Origin of the sequence: Caballeronia sp. LZ034LL (assembly GCF_031451215.1) — a bacterium.
Lineage (GTDB): Bacteria > Pseudomonadota > Gammaproteobacteria > Burkholderiales > Burkholderiaceae > Caballeronia.
Window position 1 is genome coordinate 965,418 of record NZ_JARUXR010000002.1, and the last position, 18,355, is coordinate 983,772.

Annotated in this window: 15 protein-coding genes and 1 pseudogene; 5 read left to right on the forward strand and 11 right to left on the reverse strand. The window is 64.6% G+C overall.

The window, feature by feature from the left end; genetic code table 11:
- Window positions 1-33: 33 nt before the first annotated feature.
- The 8 genes from QCE83_RS18895 to QCE83_RS18930 all read right to left on the reverse strand — a co-directional run bounded on the left by QCE83_RS18895 (window position 34) and on the right by QCE83_RS18930 (window position 10,375).
- Entirely contained in the window at window positions 34-924 is an 891-nt protein-coding gene (locus tag QCE83_RS18895; RefSeq protein ID WP_309814148.1) for an alpha/beta hydrolase, read from the reverse strand.
- Between the two features lie 78 nt (window positions 925-1,002).
- On the reverse strand, window positions 1,003-2,661 hold the full coding sequence (locus QCE83_RS18900) for a hydantoinase B/oxoprolinase family protein (protein WP_309814152.1): 1,659 nt from the start codon (window positions 2,659-2,661) through the stop codon (window positions 1,003-1,005).
- Complete coding sequence (locus QCE83_RS18905) at window positions 2,658-4,769, reverse strand: hydantoinase/oxoprolinase family protein (RefSeq protein WP_309814155.1); 2,112 nt, start codon at window positions 4,767-4,769, stop codon at window positions 2,658-2,660. Before QCE83_RS18905 ends, QCE83_RS18900 begins: the two co-directional genes overlap by 4 nt.
- A gap of 44 nt (window positions 4,770-4,813) precedes the next feature.
- Window positions 4,814-6,118 carry a TRAP transporter large permease subunit gene (locus QCE83_RS18910; RefSeq protein WP_309814158.1) on the reverse strand — a complete coding sequence of 435 codons (1,305 nt, stop codon included), beginning with the start codon at window positions 6,116-6,118 and terminating at the stop codon, window positions 4,814-4,816.
- Window positions 6,119-6,149: 31 nt separating this feature from the next.
- Complete coding sequence (locus QCE83_RS18915; protein WP_309814161.1) at window positions 6,150-6,728, reverse strand: TRAP transporter small permease; 579 nt, start codon at window positions 6,726-6,728, stop codon at window positions 6,150-6,152.
- A gap of 55 nt (window positions 6,729-6,783) precedes the next feature.
- Window positions 6,784-7,773 carry a TRAP transporter substrate-binding protein gene (locus tag QCE83_RS18920; RefSeq protein ID WP_309814164.1) on the reverse strand — a complete coding sequence of 330 codons (990 nt, stop codon included), beginning with the start codon at window positions 7,771-7,773 and terminating at the stop codon, window positions 6,784-6,786.
- Between the two features lie 184 nt (window positions 7,774-7,957).
- Entirely contained in the window at window positions 7,958-8,797 is an 840-nt protein-coding gene (locus tag QCE83_RS18925; protein ID WP_309814169.1) for a formate/nitrite transporter family protein, read from the reverse strand.
- A gap of 279 nt (window positions 8,798-9,076) precedes the next feature.
- Window positions 9,077-10,375 carry a nitrate- and nitrite sensing domain-containing protein gene (locus QCE83_RS18930; protein WP_309814172.1) on the reverse strand — a complete coding sequence of 433 codons (1,299 nt, stop codon included), beginning with the start codon at window positions 10,373-10,375 and terminating at the stop codon, window positions 9,077-9,079.
- Between the two features lie 148 nt (window positions 10,376-10,523).
- Here QCE83_RS18930 and cynS point away from each other — a divergent pair, with 148 nt between their 5' ends.
- The 4 genes from cynS to QCE83_RS18950 all read left to right on the forward strand — a co-directional run bounded on the left by cynS (window position 10,524) and on the right by QCE83_RS18950 (window position 15,301).
- On the forward strand, window positions 10,524-10,991 hold the full coding sequence (gene cynS / locus QCE83_RS18935; RefSeq protein WP_309814176.1) for a cyanase: 468 nt from the start codon (window positions 10,524-10,526) through the stop codon (window positions 10,989-10,991).
- Between the two features lie 250 nt (window positions 10,992-11,241).
- Window positions 11,242-11,700 carry a sigma-70 family RNA polymerase sigma factor gene (locus QCE83_RS18940; RefSeq protein ID WP_404985070.1) on the forward strand — a complete coding sequence of 153 codons (459 nt, stop codon included), beginning with the start codon at window positions 11,242-11,244 and terminating at the stop codon, window positions 11,698-11,700.
- Window positions 11,701-11,777: 77 nt separating this feature from the next.
- Complete coding sequence (locus QCE83_RS18945; RefSeq protein WP_309814182.1) at window positions 11,778-12,785, forward strand: FecR domain-containing protein; 1,008 nt, start codon at window positions 11,778-11,780, stop codon at window positions 12,783-12,785.
- Between the two features lie 104 nt (window positions 12,786-12,889).
- Window positions 12,890-15,301, forward strand: coding sequence for a TonB-dependent siderophore receptor (locus QCE83_RS18950; protein WP_309814186.1), 2,412 nt, complete (start codon window positions 12,890-12,892; stop codon window positions 15,299-15,301).
- Here QCE83_RS18950 and QCE83_RS18955 read toward each other — a convergent pair.
- The 3 genes and pseudogenes from QCE83_RS18955 to bcsA form a co-directional block, all read right to left on the reverse strand.
- Window positions 15,279-15,518 carry a hypothetical protein gene (locus tag QCE83_RS18955; RefSeq protein WP_309815556.1) on the reverse strand — a complete coding sequence of 80 codons (240 nt, stop codon included), beginning with the start codon at window positions 15,516-15,518 and terminating at the stop codon, window positions 15,279-15,281. The genes QCE83_RS18950 and QCE83_RS18955 overlap by 23 nt on opposite strands.
- Window positions 15,515-16,153, reverse strand: coding sequence for a cellulose biosynthesis protein BcsG (bcsG, locus tag QCE83_RS18960; protein WP_309814192.1), 639 nt, complete (start codon window positions 16,151-16,153; stop codon window positions 15,515-15,517). The genes QCE83_RS18955 and bcsG overlap by 4 nt, the downstream gene beginning before the upstream one ends.
- Window positions 16,102-17,944, reverse strand: a pseudogene (bcsA, locus tag QCE83_RS18965) (UDP-forming cellulose synthase catalytic subunit); the annotation flags it as partial. The gene bcsG and the pseudogene bcsA, both read right to left, overlap by 52 nt.
- A 155-nt stretch (window positions 17,945-18,099) precedes the next feature.
- On the opposite strand from bcsA, the gene QCE83_RS18970 reads away from it, so the two are divergent.
- The gene (locus tag QCE83_RS18970; protein ID WP_309814195.1) at window positions 18,100-18,258 is read left to right on the forward strand and encodes a GNAT family protein; all 159 of its coding nucleotides are present in this window, start codon (window positions 18,100-18,102) and stop codon (window positions 18,256-18,258) included.
- Window positions 18,259-18,355: the final 97 nt, after the last annotated feature.

The window sequence follows — 18,355 nt, forward strand, 5'->3', positions numbered from 1 at the left end:
TTTTCGATGACGGCCAGCATAGCGCAGATCAAGTCAGCGACCCAGGCACAGACTGAAGAAGCGCATCAGCTCGTCGGCCAGCTTCTGAGGCTGCTCTTCGGGTATGTAATGACCGCACGCTTCGATCACGCCGCCGTCAAGCCGCTCGCACAGCGGCTTCATCAGTTCGTGGATGGTCGGCGCGCTGCCGACGTCGCCGCCGAGCGCCAGCACCGGCGGCCGGATGCGTTTGGCGAACAGCTCCCGGTTCTGGCGCATGTCTTCCTCGACGGCGCGGTAGTAGCCCAGCATGCCGCGCAGTCCGCCGGGCGACGCATAGGCTTGCACGTATTCGTCGACATCGGCGGCTTCGAAGGTGGTCATCGCATTCGCGGTCTTGCGGTTGAAGAACCATTCGATCAGGATGCGCTCACGGCCCGCAATCAGGGCCTCGGGCAGGTCTTCCACCGCATTGAACAGGAAATGCCAGCTGCGCCAGTTCGACGGCGCCGTGACCGACACTTCCGGCTTGAGCGTGATGCCCGGAATATTGCCGTCGATGAACACGATGCCGTCGAGATCGTCCGCATAGTGATGCGCATACGGGTACGCGATCCACGAGCCGATGTCGTGCCCCACATAGAAATGCCGGCCCACGCCCAGCGTCTTCAGCAAGTCGTGGATGCGGGCCGCCGCGGTTTCGGTGTCGTAGCCGCTCATCGGCTTGTCGGTATAGCCCTGCCCCGGCAGGTCGATGGCGATGGTGCGGTACGCGCCCGCCAGCAGCGGCTGGACGCGGCGCCACGCGTACGCCGTTTGCGGGAAGCCGGCGAGGAGCACGACCGTCGGCCCGGTTCCGCCGTCCACCATGTGATACCGGATGTCGCCGCTGCGGACGAAGCGGCGCTTGAACGGCTTGCCGCCGAGATCGATCACGCCTTCCATGAGAGTCCTCTTCGTGAATGAAGTGAAGCCTTGCATGCCGATTGTATCGGCGCTCTGCCAACGTTTCAGACGATGGCTTCAGGCAAGCTCGCGCGCCTGCCGCGGGTAATGCGCCGCGACGAACTGCGCGCTGACGAGGCCCGCATCGAGGTCCGCCGCAATGCGAGCCACCGGCCGCCGGGCGGGATCGCCGAAACCGCCGCCGCCCGCATCGCGAATCTCGACGATGCCGCCGTCCGGAATCAGCACACGCGCCTTCGGATCGGTTTCCACGCCATCCACGATCACCCGCCGGTGCGCGCCCGGCTGTGCGCCCGCGAAGCCCTTCGCCGCAATGCGCGTGCGCGACGCCATGAACGACGCTTCCAGCGGCCGTCCGGTGTCGTTGCGGATCGCGAACACCTGGCCGTTGCCGCCCTGATACTCGCCGGGTCCGCCGGTGTCCTCCAGCACTTCCTTGCGCAGGAACGTGCAACTGATCTGCTGCTCCCAGAACTCGACCGAGCCGCCGATGATATTGGCCGGCGCCGGCAGTGCCGCGCGGCCGTCGTAGCCCAGCAGCGCGCCATAGCCGCCCGCCGAAAAGTAGATGGACGAATACGGCTTGCCCGCGCGCGTCTGGCCGCGCAGGTTCATCTGGAACACCATGCCCGAGTCGGCCTGCACGTCGTGCGGAAAGGCATCGGCGAGCGCATTGAAGATCAGCGGCCCGACGAAATGCCCGAACACATGGCGCGCGCCGGTCGGGTTCGGACGCAGCGCGTTCAGGATGCAGTTGTCCGGGGCGTCGATGGTGACGAAGTCCAGAATCGCCTGGTTGTTCGGGATGTTCGGCGCCACCAGCACCTTGGTGCAGAAGTAGCAGAACGCGCGCGTGTAGCACAGCGGCACGTTCACGCCGCGCGCCACCACGGGGTCCGTGCCCGCGAAGTCATAGGCAAAGCCCGCGTCGCTCAGCGTCACCGCGACGGCCAGCGTAATGTCCGGGAAATCGCTGCCGCCCTCGACCGGGATCGTCGCCGCATAGCGCCCCTTCGGCATCGCTTCGAACTTCGCGAGGATCGACTTGCGCGTCAGGGCGAAGATGGCGTCGGCGGCGTCCGTCGTCGTCGCGAGCCCGTGCTCCGCAAGAATCCTGACGAGCCCCTGCGCGCCCACGTTGCAGGCCGCGATGTTGCAGTAGATGTCGCCGAGCACGTAATCGACGGTACGCACGTTGTTCCGGATGAACTCGATCACAAAGCGGTTCTCCACGCCCGCCTCGTACAACTTGACCGGCGGGAGCGAGAAGCCTTCTTCGTAGACATCGCGCGCAACCGAACCCATCCCCACGCCGCCGACATCCGCCAGATGCGACACGGTCAGGCAATATCCGACGAGTGCGCCCTCATGAAACACGGGCTTCATCACGTTGATGTCGAAGGTATGACCGGTGCCGATCCACGGATCATTGGTCACGATGATGTCGCCGTCGCGCAGCGTGGCTGCATCGAATGCGTCGAGCATGTGGCCCAGCGTGCTCGGACCCGTGCCGGTGAACGACGGCACGCTGGTCGCACCCTGCGCGATCAGACGGCCGCGTGCGTCGAACAGCATGCAGGAGAAGTCGCCGCTGGCCCGCACCATCGTCGAGAAGGCGGTGCGCTCCATGGCCGAGACCATTTCATCGGCGACGGAAACGAAGCGCGACCAGATGATGCCGGCATCCACCGGGTCCATGTTGATTGGGGTTGTCACTGCATGATCTCCGCGATGAGGTCCAGCGTCGGCGCCACACGAGCGTGCGCGTACGCGGGTATGTAGAGGGTCGTGTCGTTCTCCTCGATCAGCGCCGGACCCGTCCGCGTCCAGCCGACCGGCAATGCATAGCGGTTGAACACGGGCACGTCGGTCCAGGTGTCGCGCTCACCGTCGCTGATGTAGCAGGCGCGCGGCGCCTTCTCCTGCTGCGCGGCGGGCGTCAGCGCGTCGTAGGTGAAGCGGCGCACGGACTTGAGCTGCTCCGGCATCGACACCTCGACCTCCCAGGTGCTGATCTCGATGCCGTAGTCGGCGAAGTTCAGGCCGAAAATGTCCTTGTACGCGGCAAGAAAGCGCGTGCGAATCGCGGCGGCATCGAGATAACGTCCTTCAGCGGATATCTCGACCGTCACCTCGGAGTCCTGCCCCTCGTAACGCATGCCGAGCTTCACGCTGGTCTGCGCGCCGCCCGACACGAGTTGCCGCGCATACGGCTCGGCAGCAATGAGCGCATCGACTGCGCGGCGGATCACTGCATCGTCCACGTCCGCGAGGTTCATCTTGCGCGTCTGTTGCAGCACGATGCCTTCGCTGCTCGCGAACTGACCCATCGCCGATGCCACGCCCGCGGCGAACGGAAAGATCACCCGGCGGATCGACAGCAGACGGGCAATGGGCAGCGCATGTACCGGCGACGAACCGCCGGTGCAGACCAGCGTGGCCCGCCGGTAATCGACACCGCGTTCCGCCGCATGCACGCGAAAGGCGCGCGCCACGTTCTCGTTGATCGTGCGGTGGATGCCGAGCGCCGCGCGCTCCACGGCGATCCCGAGCGGGCGCGCGATCCGTTCTTCGATGACCCGCTGCGCTTCCGTCCGCGTCGCCTCGATGCCGCTGTTGCGAAAGTTGGCTTCGCCCAGAAAGCCGAGGAACAGGTTCGCGTCCGTGACGGTGGCTTCGGTGCCGCCGCGCGCATAGCACGCCGGTCCCGGCGCCGCGCCCGCGCTGCGCGGTCCGACCGAGAGCGCGCCGCGTTCGTCGATCTCCGCGATGCTGCCGCCGCCCGCGCCGATCTCGATCAGATCCAGCGCCGGGATCATCAGCGGGAAGCCGCTGCCCGCTTCGAACGCCCCTTCACGCGCCACTTCGAGCCCGGCCTGCACATCCACCTTCCCGCCGATCAGGAACGCGCCCTTGGCGGTCGTGCCGCCCATGTCGTAGGCGAGCACGGTGTGCGCGTCCGGCGCGGCATCGTCGGGCGCGTTGCGCGCGGCGATCTCGCGCGCCGCCAGCACGCCCGCCGCCGGCCCGGATTCGATCAGCCGCACCGGCGCGCGCACACAGTGATCGATCGGCAAGGGCAAGCCCGAGGACGTCATCATCAGCAGACGGCCGTCGAAACCTTTCTCGCGCGCGCCGGCATCGAGGCGCGTCACGTATTGCGCCAGCAAGGGCTTGGTGAACGCGTTCACCGCGCAGGTCATCCAGCGTTCGTATTCGCCGGAACGCGGCGCGAGCGCGCTGGACACCGAGACGACCGCATCCGGAAACGCTTCGAGCAGCCAGGCTTCGACGAGCCGTTCGTTGGCGGGATTTTGGAACGCATGCAGGAAGCAGATGGCGAAGTTGCGGATGCCGGTGTCCTCGGCCAGCCGCTGCACCTCTGCCAGCAGCGTGTCCCTGTCGGGCTGCCGCACGACTTCGCCGTCATAGCCCACGCGCTCCTGCACCGGCACCTTCAGCCGATGCTTCGTCAGTGGCTTCGGAAACGCGAGCCGCAGGTTGGACACGTTGTAACGATGCTCGCGGCCGGTCTCCAGCGTCGTGCCGAAGCCTTCGGTATGCAGCAGGATGAAGTCGTGACCGCGCCGCTCGATCACGGCATTGGTAATGACCGTAGTGGCATGCAGGAACACGTCGCAAGCGGCGAGATCGAGGTGCGCGTCGTCGCGCAGATGATCGAAGCCCGAGAAGATGGCTTCTTCCGGGCGCGGCGGCGTGCTCAGCACCTTTGCGGTGGTCACGCGGTGTGTCTCGTGGTCGAGCACGACGAAGTCGGTGAAGGTGCCACCGATATCCACTGAAACAGCAAACCTGGACGTCATGGTGTTTTTCATTTGACGATGCAATGGGCGAAGGGTCGTGGCGTTCATTTCATGCCGAGGTGTTCGGGCAGCCACAGCGCGATCTGCGGAAACGCAATCAGCGCGATGCCGAACAGGATGAGCAATGCGAGGTACGGCAGCGTGGCTTTCGTGATGACGGACAGCTTCTCGCCGGTGATGCCCTGGATCACGAACAGGTTGAAGCCGATGGGCGGATGCACCTGCACGATCTCGACGGCAATCACGAGGAAGATGCCGAACCAGATCGCGTTGAAGCCGGCGGCGAGCACCATCGGCAGGACGATGGGCAAGGTGATGACGATGATGGAAAAGCCTTCCAGGAAGGAGCCGAGCAGGATGTAGCCGATGAACAGCACGAACAGCAGCGCGAACGGCGACAGATGCAGCTGATGCACGAAGGACGCCGCCGCCTGCCCGACGCCGAGGAACGCCGAGGCGCTGCCGAGGATCGAGGCGCCCAGGATGATCAGCGCGATCATCGAGCAGGTCTTCACCGCGCCGAGGCCCACTTCCTTGAGCTTGGCGATGCTCAGGTCGCGCTGAAACCCGGCAATCGCCAACGCGCCCACCACGCCGGCCGCCGCGGCCTCGGACGGCGTGACCAGCCCGCCGTACATGCTGCCGAGCACCGCGCCGATGAGCAGCGAGACCGGCGCGAGATGCCTTAGCGAAGCCCAGCGCTCGCTCCACGGCAGCGTCGCCATGCTCTCTTCCTCGGGGATCAGCTTCTTGTTCCAGGTCGTGTGAATCATGATCCACGCCATGAAGCACGAAGCCAGCAGGATCGCGGGCACGAGTCCGGCCGCGAACAGCTTCAGCACCGACACCTGCGCGAGCACGCCGTACACGATCATGATGTTCGAGGGCGGCACCAGGAAGCCCAGCGTGCCCGCGCCCGCGAGACTGCCCATCGAGATGCGGCGGTCATAGTGACGCCGGTCGAGTTCGGCGAGCGTCACGCGCCCGACGATCTGCGTCGTCGCGGCCGAGGATCCGGAGATCGCCGCGAAGAGCGAGCAGCCGATCACGTTCGAATGCAGCAGCTTGCCGGGCAACAGACTGGCCCATGGCGCGAGTCCCTTGAACAGCGAAGTTGAGATGCGCGTGCGGAACAGGATCTCGCCCATCACGATGAAGAGCGGCAGCGCCAGCAGTTCCTGCGTGGTCATCACGTTCCACGCGTACTGCGCGACGAGGCGGTCGACCGGAATCGACTTGAAGATGAAGAGCGCGAGCGAGCCGGTGATCGCCAGCGTCAGTCCGACCCAGATGCCGATGGACAGCCCGCCGAACAGCAGGACGCCCATCGTGGCCAGTACGGTTCCCATATGCGTTACCTCCGTGTGATCGCCGCTGCGCTCAGCGGATCAGGTTCTTGTCTTCGACCGGCTCGCCGAGCAACAGCTGGCCAAGACGCGCGAGCAGTTGCAACGCGAGCAGCATCGCGCCGAACGCAACCAGCGCTTCCGGTATCCACAGCGGCGTATTGCTGGCGAGCGAGCGTTCGTCGAGCGTGTAGGCCTGATACGAGAAGTGCGTCATCGCGATGGAGAAGAAGGTGGCGAAGGCCAGGCCCGCCGCGCTCGAGATGCATTCGAGCGCCGTCACCACGGCAGGCGACGCATTCGACAGCAACACCCGCACACGAATGTGGCCGCCGGCACGCAACGTGAGCGCCGCGCCGAACGTGAAGGTCACGGCCATCAGGTACGAGCTGTATTCCCATGCGATCGGAATGTCCTTCGGCAGCCAGCTGACCACGCTCGACAGCGTCCGCACGACGATGCCCGCGATCATCAGCAGACACAGCAGGAACAGGCACAGCGCGCCGAGCCAGCCGTCGAGCCGCGCGAGCGTGTCGATCGCGAGCAGCGCCTTCTGCGCGAACGTACGGCCCCGGGAGCCCGTGACGTGGGCTCCTGATTCGATGTTTTCCATGATTGATTCGCTCCGCTTCGGTCCGTGGCCGGTGCGAGAAAGAAGATGCGGCGGCTTACTTGCCGGCTGCCTTCAGGTATCGATCCAGCAGCGGCCGGGCAGCGGGCACGGCCTGTTCGAAGGCGGTCCAGCTCGCCTTGCCCTTCGCCGCCATCGCATTGCGCACGTCGGCGGGCGGCGTGTAGATCGCCATGCCTTTTGCCTTGAGCATCGTGAAGTTGCGCGTGTCTTCTTCTCTCGCCGCTTCCCAGAACTCAGGTTCGAGCTTCGCGGCGAGTTCCTCGATCGCTTTCTGGTCTTTCGGGCTGAGCTTGTTCCATGCGTCGAGATTGACCGTGACGCCTTCGAAGTTCGACTGCCAGTTGACGACGTTGCAGAACTTCTGGAAGTCCCAGAACTGACCGTCCACCGCCGACGATGTAGACGTCGACACACTGTTGATCACGCCCGTCGACAGCGCCGGCACCACTTCGCCCCACGGAATCTGCGCAGGCGATGCGCCCAAGCTGCGGAAGAAGTCGCTGCCGTTGCGGTCGGTGGTACGGATCTTCATCGAGCGGAAGGTATCCGCATTCGCCAGTTCGGCCTTCGAGAAGATGTTCTGGCCGGGCCACGGAATCGTGAACAGCAGCTTCTGGTTGAACTTCTTGAATTCGGCGTCGTAGTAGGGCTTCGAGACGGTGCGGAAGGTCTTCATCTCGTCGAAGCCGGACACCAGATACGGCACGGACGACGCGCCGAGGACAGGCGAGACGCCCACTTGCTGCGCGAACTGGAACGAGCCGATCGGCACGAGTCCGTCGCGGATCACGCCGAGCATTTCAGGGCCCTTGAAGCCGAGTTGTCCGCCGGCGTGAACGGAAATCTGCACGTCGTTCTGCGTGGCCGCGGCCACAGCGGCCGCGAATTTTTCGTCCAGTTTCGTCTGGTAATTGCCGGGCGCGTTGGCGGTCGCGAAGTCCCAGTTCACGGCATGCGCGGGCATCGCCGCAAGCGATGCAACGGCGCACGCGCACGCCGCGCCCAGCATTTTTAATCCGTTCATGTCTCACCTGTTCGAAGGGGTTCATTGGCGAGATCGGGCTTCGCCTGACTCGACTTCGATCAGGTTAATCAGCCGGTATAGGGCCGGCCAGTTCAAAAAAGAAATGACTTGTTGAATGAAATTCAACGGCGCGGAGGGCATGCTTCAAGCAGCATCAGCCGCCCTCCATCAGGGCGTCTGGCGCTCAGGCCTTGCTCACCCGCACGCCGCGCGCACCCGGCGTACGCGCCGGCGCGGTCTTGTAGTGCGTGCTATAGAGCGTCGCGCCGACGAACGTCAACCCGCCGACAAGATTCCCGAGCACCGTGGGAATCTCGTTCCACAGCAGATAGTCCATCAGCGTGAAGTGACCGCCGAGCATCAGGCCCGACGGAAACAGGAACATGTTGACGACCGAGTGCTCGAAGCCCATGTAGAAGAACACGAGAATCGGCATCCACATCGCGACGACCTTGCCGGTGACCGAAGTCGACAGCATCGCCGCCACGACGCCGGTGGACACCATCCAGTTGCACATCACGCCGCGAATGAAGAGCGTCAGCATGCCCGCCGCGCCGTGCGCCGCATAACCCAGCGTGCGCGCCTCGCCGATCCCGCCGATCTTGTGCCCGATTGCGTTCGGCGCCTCCGAAAAGCCGAACGTGAAGATGATGGCCATGAACAGGGCCACGGTCAGCGCGCCCGCGAAGTTGCCGATGAACACCAGCGACCAGTTGCGCATCACGCCGCCCCATGTCGCGCCGGGACGGCCATCGAGCACCGCGAGCGGCGCGAGCGTGAACACGCCCGTGAGCAGGTCGAAGCCCAGCAGATACAGCATGCAGAAGCCCACGGGAAACAGCAGCGAGCCGACCAGCGCATTGCCCGTGTTGATGGTGATGCTCACCGCAAACGCCGCTGCCAGCGCAAGGATGGCGCCGGCCATGTAGGCGCGGATCAGCGTATCGCGGGTGGACATCAGGAGCTTGGACTCGCCGGCATCGATCATCTTCGGAACGAACTCGGCGGGAGACAGGTAGGCCATGGTTGTACTCGCTTTGAAAAGCCAAAAAAAAAACCGCGCACGGGCGACGCATTCACATGCGTGACCTTGTGCGCGGACTTCGTTATCCACGGGTTGACGCGCAGCGTGTTGCGTGCGCGACGATCAAACCACCGTTAGCTTGATGGCCTCTAAAAGCACCTTCCATACCAGGCGACATTCATCACGGTATGGCGGGGCGCGCGTGCCGATCATGCGTTCGCGGCTGCACTGAGGATGTGCTTTGTCGAATCGCGCGGGACCAATCTAGTGCAGGCGTGCTCAGGAAGAGCGCTTGTCCGGCCGTGCATGACCCGGCGAGAAGCTCACCGTCTCCGGCGCGATCAGGAACTCTTCGGCAAGCTCCACGAGCGAGCGGTTGCGGTCCATCGAGGTCTTCTGCAACAGTCTGAAGGCGACGTCCTCGCTGAGACCATGACGTGCCATCAACGCATGCTTCGCCCGCTGCACGAGCTTGCGTTCATGCAGTGCGCGACGTGCTTCGTCGAGTTCGACTTCCATGCGCGCCAGCCGTGCCGACTGCGCCTCCAGCACCGACTTAAGGCTGCTGACCGTCGCGCGGTCCGCGCCGGTCAATGTATCCGACGAGACCGGAGCGCCATCGCCGGCGAAGAAATGATCGAGCGCCTGCGCGTGCGTGGGCGGCGTGTCGCGCAACGCCTGCAACAGCGCTTCGGAATCACGGAGCGCCTGTTGCGCGAGCGCGATGGAGGCATCGCACGCGGCGCGGCCGAGCGCCGTCAACGCGAGTTGCAGATGCCACAGGTCGGTGATGCGCGCACTGCTGGCATCGAACCAGGATTCGGTCAGCGATGCATCGAGCGTCTCGCCCGCCTGCGCGCCGCACAGGATGCGCCGCAGCCGCATCAGCGCGCCGGCATGCGGTGTGAGTGCCCGGCTTGTCCACCAGTCGGCCTGGGCGGCATCGGCGAAATTCTCGAAGACTTCGAGACTGCGGTCCTGTGCGTGGATCAGATGCAGCAAGCGTTGCTGCTGGTCCGCCGGGAAGCCGCCCGACGCGAACATGTGCGCGCCCACCGCGCGTTCCTGTCCGGCTTCTTCCTTGCCCTGCACCACATGCACCAGCGCGACGAGCAGCCGCGAGATGGCCGGCTCGGGCGCGCCGTCGGCGAGCTGGAACACGAGTTCCATCAAGCCGCCGATCACCTTGCTGAAGGCCAGCACGGATGCCGGCGCGGACATGCCGCGACGGTCGATCCGTCCGCGCAAGGCATCGAGCGAGTCGAGGTCGAGCAGCACCCATGCGATCAGCGCCAGCATGCGCGACGACGCAGCGCGCTCCGGCGCGAGCTGGAGTTCGAGATGCGCCTGCAATTGCGCGATGAGCGGCGCAAGCTCGCCGCGCGCCGTCATGCGTTCCTCGCTGAAGCGCTTGCCGCCGGATGCGAGAAAAATGCTCGTGATGCCGCGCTCGCGTTGCAGGACGTGAATGGTGCGGCCGATGAGATCGACGAGTTCGATACGGTCGGCCAGCAGCTGCAACGCGGCAATCTCTCGTTGCTTGGCGCGCAGCGCGAACTGCGAGGCGGGTGCGAACATCGTTCCGGAAAAAACTGAATGCTGGTTGCACGGATTGTAAGCCGGACAATATTCGCCGCGGTTCAGCGTGGCTTCAAAACACGGACGCACGGATTTTTGAAGTGTTCAACTGTGCATCCCGCTGTTTGAATCGACAGGAGGAAACGTCATGCAATCGCAGATCTCGCAGTTGTCGCGCGCCACGCTGAGCGAGGCGCTCGTCGCCGCCAAGGCGCGTCTTGGCATGACCTACGCCGAACTCGCGGAAGGCACCGGCCTGAGCGTGCCCTACGTCACGGCGGCGATACTCGGCCAGCATCCGCTGCCGGAACAGGCCGCGCAGAGCGTCGCCGAAAAGCTCGGCATGAACGGCGATGCCGCCGCGCTGCTGCAGACCATTCCCCTGCGCGGCAGCATTCCCGGCAACGTGCCGACCGACCCGACCATCTATCGTTTCTACGAAATGGTGCAGGTCTACGGCACGACGCTGAAGGCGCTCGTGCATGAACAGTTCGGCGACGGCATCATCAGCGCGATCAACTTCCGTATCGACATCAAGAAGGTGGAGGATCCGGAAGGCGGATCGCGCGCGGTCATCACGCTGGACGGCAAGTTCCTGCCGTACAAGCCCTTCTGAGCGGGCGCGCGATGGCGCGACGACGAGCTTGCTCGTCGCGCCGCCGTCACTCGGCCAGAAGCGACCCGATCACCCGATCCATACTTTTAGCTTGTCTGGTTAGTTCATTTTAAACGATAATGATTCTCATTGATGCAGAAATCCATGCGCGTGACCTTCACCCGTCCCCTGGATCGAGCCCGGACAAACCAACTCTCTTCCAGTGGTCGAACGCTATTACCGCGAGCTGTTGCGATTTCTTTCACGGCGAGTGAAGGACACGGACACGGCATCGGACATCGCTCAGGAAAGCTACGCCCGCGTGCTGGCGCTGCATGCGTCGGGCACGGCGATCAATGATGCGCGCGGCCTCCTGTATCGCACGGCGCGCAACCTCGTCATCGACACGTTCAGGCGCGCCAGCGTGCGCACGCAGCATGTCGTCGAGCTCGACGACGACCATGAACCGCTCGCCGACCCCTGCACCCAGCCCGAACATGCGTGGGAAGCGTCCCAGCGCACGCGGATGCTGATCGGGGCGATCGAGGCATTGCCGCCGCGCTGCCGTGAAGCGTTCATGCTGCATCGGTTCGATGGCCTGAGCCATCTCGAGATCGCCGCGCGCATGGGGATTACGCGAAACATGGTCGAGAAGCACATCATTCGCGCCGTGCTGGCCTGCCGGAGGGAACTGGCGGCCTGGGATGGTACAGTCCGCACCGACGATTGATCGCACCCCCGCCCCCACGATGTCAGGTATTCGCCTCGTCATGCGTCTTCATCCTCATGCGCGCTGACGACAAGACCATGAGACGACCCACTCCTCCCTCCGACGCTTCCTCACACGACGACGACGTCGAACAGCAGGCCGCGACCTGGTTCGTGCAGCGCCGGGAGCGAACCGACGCAGCCGGCGACGCCGCGTTCGCCGCGTGGCTCGCGCAACGCGCGGCGCATCGTGAGGCTTACGACAGTGTCGCGGCGACCTGGGCAGCGCTCGGCGCTCTGCGTGACGAAGACATTGCGCGCCTGACGCCCAGGCCCGCGTCGCCGGGCCGCCGTCTCTTCGTGCCGCGCTTCGCGATGGCTGGCACGGCGGTCGCAGTGGCGGGCGGCGCGCTTGGCTGGAAGCTCCTGCGCGACGAATGGCTGCGCACGCCCGCCTACGCACAGCGCTTCGAGACGCGCCGTGGCGAGCTTCAGGCCGTGTCGCTCCCCGACGGCAGCACCGTGCAACTCGATACCGGCACGCAACTCGAAGCGCGCTTCTTTCCGGACCGCCGCGACGTGCGGTTGACGCACGGACAAGCGATGTTCACGGTGGCATCGGATGCACGGGCGCCGTTCAACGTGTTCGCGCGCACCGTGACAGTCACGGTAATCGGCACCCGCTTCGCCGTGCGCTGCACGGACACGGGCCTCGAACGCGGCAATGTGCGGATCGACGTGGAGGAAGGACGCGTGCGCGTGGCTGCGGCGTCGCCGTCCTTGGTCGAACTGGTTGCGGGGCAGACCGTTGCCACCGATGCCGCAGGCCGCCTCGAACAGGTTGCGTCCGTTTCACCCACCGATGTCGGCGCATGGCGCGAAGGCCGCGTCAGTTTCGACGACACCACGCTCGCGCACGCGCTCCAGGAATTCGAGCGCTATGCGCCGCTGCATGTGGTTATCGCCGATCCCTCGGTGGCCGCGATGCATCTGACTGGCAGCTTCGACGTCAGGCAGGCTGCGAGCTTCATTCGTGCGTTGCCGCGCGTACTGCCGGTGCGCGTGCGCAGCCATGGCGACATGACCGAGATCGTGCGCGCCGTCTGAGCGTTCCATTCGCAAAAAAATTTTGATATCGATGTCAGGGTCCGCGGCAGCGCTGCGTCTTCTCCGGTAGTGCCTTTAATTCATTACCGTTGGAGATGTCGTTGATGCTGCACCCTCGCCTTCCGCTGACCGCCATCACGGCGGCCGTCGTTCTTGCCGTCGCGTCGTTCAATGCGTCCGACGCACGCGCTCAAACACCGTCCGCCGCAACCGCTCCCGCGAGCTTCGACTTCGCGATTCCGGCGCAACCGCTCGGCGGCGCCTTGAACCAGCTTGCACGCACCGCCCGCGTGCAGATGCTGGTCGAGCCTTCGCTGGTGGCGAACCGCATTGCGCCTGCCGTGACAGGACGCATGACCGTGTCGCAGGCACTTGGACGCGTGCTTGACGGCAGCCCGCTCGTCGCGGACACGGAAGGCAGCACGGTGATCATTCGCCATGCAGCGCCCGCCGCACCGACTCAAGCCAGCAGCACGGATGCAACCTTGCCTGCCGTGAGCGTGACGGCAAACGCGGACAACGTGCAGCCGCCCACCGAAAAGACCGGCGCTTATACGATCCGCTCGACCACGGCAGGCAGCAGGATTGCGCTCGCACCGAAGGAAACGCCGCAATCGGTATCCGTGCTCACGCGCGCCGAGATGAACGACTTCCAGCTGAACAGCGTGAACGATGCATTGCGTCACGTGACAGGCGTGACCGTGGAGCCGTACGACTCGTATGCGACCGACTTCATGTCGCGCGGCTTTCACATCACGAACCTGCAATTCGACGGCGTCGGCACGCCGCTCGAATACACGTCGCAGTATGGCGACATCGACACGGCACTGTATGACCGCATCGAGGTATTGCGGGGCGCGGATGGACTGAATGCGGAGACGGGCAACCCGTCGGCTACGGTGAACTTCGTCCGCAAGCGGCCGACTTACCAGTTCCAGGCATCAGGCAACGTGTCGTATGGATCGTGGGACACGAAACGAGTGGACCTCGATCTCTCCGGTCCGCTCAATCAGGCCGGCACGGTGGCGGGCCGTCTGGTCGCGGTGCATCAGGACGGCAATTCCTGGACTGACCGCCTGCAGCCGAGCAAGGATATCGTCTACGGCGTCGTCGAGGCGAACCTCACGCCGGGCACGCTCGCCACCGTGGGCTTCAGCTACGAGTCGAACCGTCTGAAGGGCGCGAGCTGGGGCGGCCTGCCCTTGCTCGATGCAGCGGGCAATCAGCTCAGCTACGGCGTCGGCGCGAGCATGGCGCCGAAATGGGCCTACTTCAACACGCAGGAACAGCGGGCCTTCGCCGAACTGAGCCAGCAACTCGGTTCGCGCTGGACCTGGAAGACGACCGTCAACTACAACGACATCTACAACAACGCCAAATTCTTCTATCCGTACGGTGCGCTGAACGCCGACGGCTCCGGCGTCAATTCGTACACGTCGTCGTATGTGTCGTCGAACCATCAGCTGGTGCTGGATTCGAACGTCACGGGCAAGATCGATCTGTTCGGCCGCACGCATGACCTCGTGTTTGGCGCCAACTTCTCGCGCTCGCAGTTCTCGAATCCGTCCGCTGAAGGCGATGGCGACGGCGTGCCCGTCGCCTACGCCGACCTGCTGGCGGGCACCTATCCGGAGCCGTCCTTTGGCGCCGCGACGTCGCACGTCAACTATCTCGACGTGCGCCGCTCGCTCTATGCATCGTCGCGCTGGAGCCTGACGGACCGCGCGCATCTGCTTCTCGGGATCAACTATACGCAGGCCGCCAGCAGCGGCAGTTCGGACGGCGCGGGCTACAATCAGCAATCGGTAGGCTCGGCTCCCTATATCGGCCTGACCTACGATCTGACGCGGCAAATTACTGCCTATGCCAGCTTCACGAAGATCTTCAATCCGCAGACCGATCTCGACGTCAACAACCAGTTGCTCGGTCCGGCGCGCGGACGCAGCGTGGAAGCAGGCATCAAGGGCGCGTTCCTCGACAACCGCCTGAACACCTCGCTGACGGTGTATCGGATTCACCAGTCGAACATCGCGACGCAGGCCGGCTTCAATCCGGACACGGCGAACTACTATTACTCGGCGGGCGACGCGACCTCGCAAGGCATCGAAGCGGAGATTGCCGGGAAACTGACGCATGACTGGAACGTCAGCGCGGGCGCGACCATCCTGCGGGTCTACGACAACACCGGGCAATCCACGCAGTTGTTCGTGCCGCGCAAGTCGGCGCATCTCTCGACCACATACCGGCTGCCCTGGCTCGATCACAAGCTCATGCTCGGCAGCAGCGTGCGCTGGCAGAGCGCCACACGTTATGTGGAGGAAGGTGTTGGCACCGCCTATCAGGGCTCGTATGTCGAACTCGATCTGATGGCCCGCTACGATGTGAACCGCCACTTCACCATCACCGGCACGTTGAACAACGCGCTCAACCGGAAGTACTGGGCCACGACGGAATACAGCTATGGCACGTATGGCGCGCCGATCAATGGCAGTGTCAATCTGACCTGGCGGTACTGAGCGCAGCAAGCGGCGCTTCGTGGTTCGCAGCGCCCTGCGCGGGCGCGAGACCCATCAGCCGCGCGAGCGTCGTCCAGCGTCGCAGCGCCGCGCGGTATTCATCATCGGCCTGGGCATTGATATAACGCGCGGCGTCGAGCCCTTCCAGCTCGTGCGCCAGCGCCGCAACGTCATGCTGTCCGCGCGGCGGCTTCGCGCCCTGCAACGCATCGCTCATTTCTGCTCCAGCCATACGCCGTCCGGCGTCTTCACGACATAGTCGTTCGCCGTCTTCATCGTGACGGTGCCTTCATTCTCGCCGATCATCGGCGTTTGCGGCAGATTGGCCGCGTATTGCGAGAGCGTCACGCGCGGCTTGAACGGGCTGTTCGACACCAGGTTCGACAGCAACTGCGCAACCGCGAGGAAACTGGTCGGCTGATCGACGACGGTGGTCGGCCCATGATTGCCCGTGAAGCCGACCAGACGCACGCCCACCGGTCCATGCACGACGGAAGGCGTCGGAATCTCGCGCAGGCCGGCGACCTGATTGTTGTCGCCGCGCAGGGCCGCACCGTGTTCGGGCACGAACAGGATCACTGCGCGCCGGCCCGATTGCTGGATCAGATCGGCGAAACGGTCGAAGTCGCTCATCAGCTTGTTGACGCGCACCGGATACGACTCCAGGCTCGTGAGCCTGCTGTTGGGGAGCTTGTTGCCGTCGTGCAGGCTGATGGTGTTGTAGTAGAGCGCGACCGGCCCCGGCACCTGCGCGCGTTGCGCATGCCAGTTCGCCAGCGTGCCGTGCCCCGCGAGCGGCGAGGTTCCACGACCAAACCGAGACCGCCCGTCGAGTGATCGCTCGTGCGGCACGCGACCGTGCTGCCGTCGTTGAGCACGAGCGTGGCGGGCATGTTCATCGCGATGCGGTGCGTGACGCGCACCTGCCGCGCCCAGCATCACGAGGTTGTAGAGCGTCCAGAAAACGTTCATCAGGATGGTCGCGGCTTCGTCGCCGGCATCGAAGGCGAGGCGGTAGAGACCGAAGGCCATCGCCCCCGCGTTCAGGCCGAGCAGGATCAGGTACGGCTTGCTCATTGCCCAGTCGAGATAGGTCTGGTCGATGCGACCGCCCTTGTCCGTCACGTTGAACTTGCCGTGCTTCGGGCTGAAGAACGCGATGGTGGTCGGCAGCGCGATGTACCACGCCAGCACGGACTCATACACCTCGGCCCAGAACGAATGTCGGTACTTGCCCTGCATGCGCGAGTTCGCGATGTTGGCGATCACGATGTACGGCAGCACGAATCCGGCAATCGTGGTCGCCGCCGCGTTGATGAAGTACACCTGGAAGAACAGGTACCACCTCGGCATGGTGAGGAACATCAGGCGCGGGATGCCGTAGAAGAAGTGCAGCATCGCGTTGCCGTAGCACAGACGCTGGAAGAAGCCGAGGCCCCGCCCGATGAACGGATTGTCGATGCGGAAGATCTGCGCCATGCCGCGCGCCCAGCGCGTGCGCTGCTTGATGTGGCTCGCGAGCGATTCGGTGGCGAGACCGGCGGCCTGCACGGTCGGCAGATACGCCGTCGTATAGCCGAACCGGTGCAGCTTGAGCGCCGCATGCGCGTCTTCCGTCACGGTTTCCACGGCGATGCCGCCCACCTCTTCCAGCGGCGCGCGCTTGATGACCGCGCACGAACCGCAGAAGAAGGTCGCGTTCCACAGGTCGTTACCGGCCTGCACGAGGCCATAGAACAGGCTGCCTTCGTTCGGGACGCGGCGGAAGGTGCCGAGATTGCGCTCGAACGGGTCGGGCGAGAAAAAATGATGCGGCGTCTGCACCATCACGCACGCCGGATCCGCGAAGCAGGTGCCCATCGTCGCTTGCAGGAAGGAGCGTGTGGGCACGTGATCGCAATCGAAGATCGCGATGTAGTCGCCCTGCGTCTTCGCCAGCGCGCGGTTGATGTTGCCCGCCTTCGCGTGCTGGTTGTCGTCGCGCGTGAGATAGCCAATACCCGCCTCACGCGCGAGCGCCTCGAACTCGGGCCGGTGGCCGTCGTCGAGCAGATAGATGCGCAACTTGTCCGCCGGCCAGTCGATGCCCTGCGCCGCGAACAGCGTCGGCTTCACGACAGCAAGCGGTTCGTTGTATGTCGGGATATAGACGTCGACGCTCGGCCACAGAGCGGGATCGGCGGGCAGCATCGACACCTTGCGATCGAGCGGCCAGGCTGTCTGGATGAAGCCGAACAGCAGGATGATCCACGTATAGGCTTCGGCGGCGAAGAGCGCGTAACCCACCACCGCTTCGCCCGGCGTGCGGAAGTCGAGCGTCTGCGTGCTGCGCCACCAGACATAGCGCGCGGTGACGAGCAGCGCGATGCCCGCGAGAATCAGCACCGGCATGCGTCCGGGAATGCGGCGGATGACCAGCGCCACGCCGATCAGCACGGCAAAGAAGCCGAACTGGCCGGGCCCCGCGAGCGGCGAGGTACCGACCAGCGCCCACAGCAGCAGCCCGATGGCGGCCAGCACAGGCAGCAGGAAATGCACGCGGCGGAGGCCGTTCGCACCGCCTTCGAGATGCGCGCCCCAGCGGGACCATGGCAGCTTGTCGATCTGTGCCTCGATCTTTGAAGGATCGCGCCTGATCGGCATTGCAGGCGTGAAGCGCGAGACTCTTCGGAAGTTGAGCCACAAGGCTTTCGTCTGGGGCGTGTATGTCGCACAGGACATGCGAGGCAAAAGCGTCAGCCGAAGCCTGCTCTCGCGAAGCCATCGCCTTTGCGCAACGAACGCCGGGCATCACCCAGTTGAACCTGACCGTGAATGCAGACAATGCGGCCGCGATACGGCTCTATGCATCGCTCGGCTTCGAGCAGTTCGGCCCTGAACGCAATGCGATCTTCGCCGAGGGACGCTTGCACGACGAGATGCTGATGCAGCTCCTCCTCGACCCGCAAAGCCGCTGAAGACACGAGCGCCCGCGAACTTTGGTGCGACCGCTTCATGAGCGGTTGTGTAAGCGCGCGTTCCAATCGTTTCCATTCCGAAGTTCTTCCCTCCTCC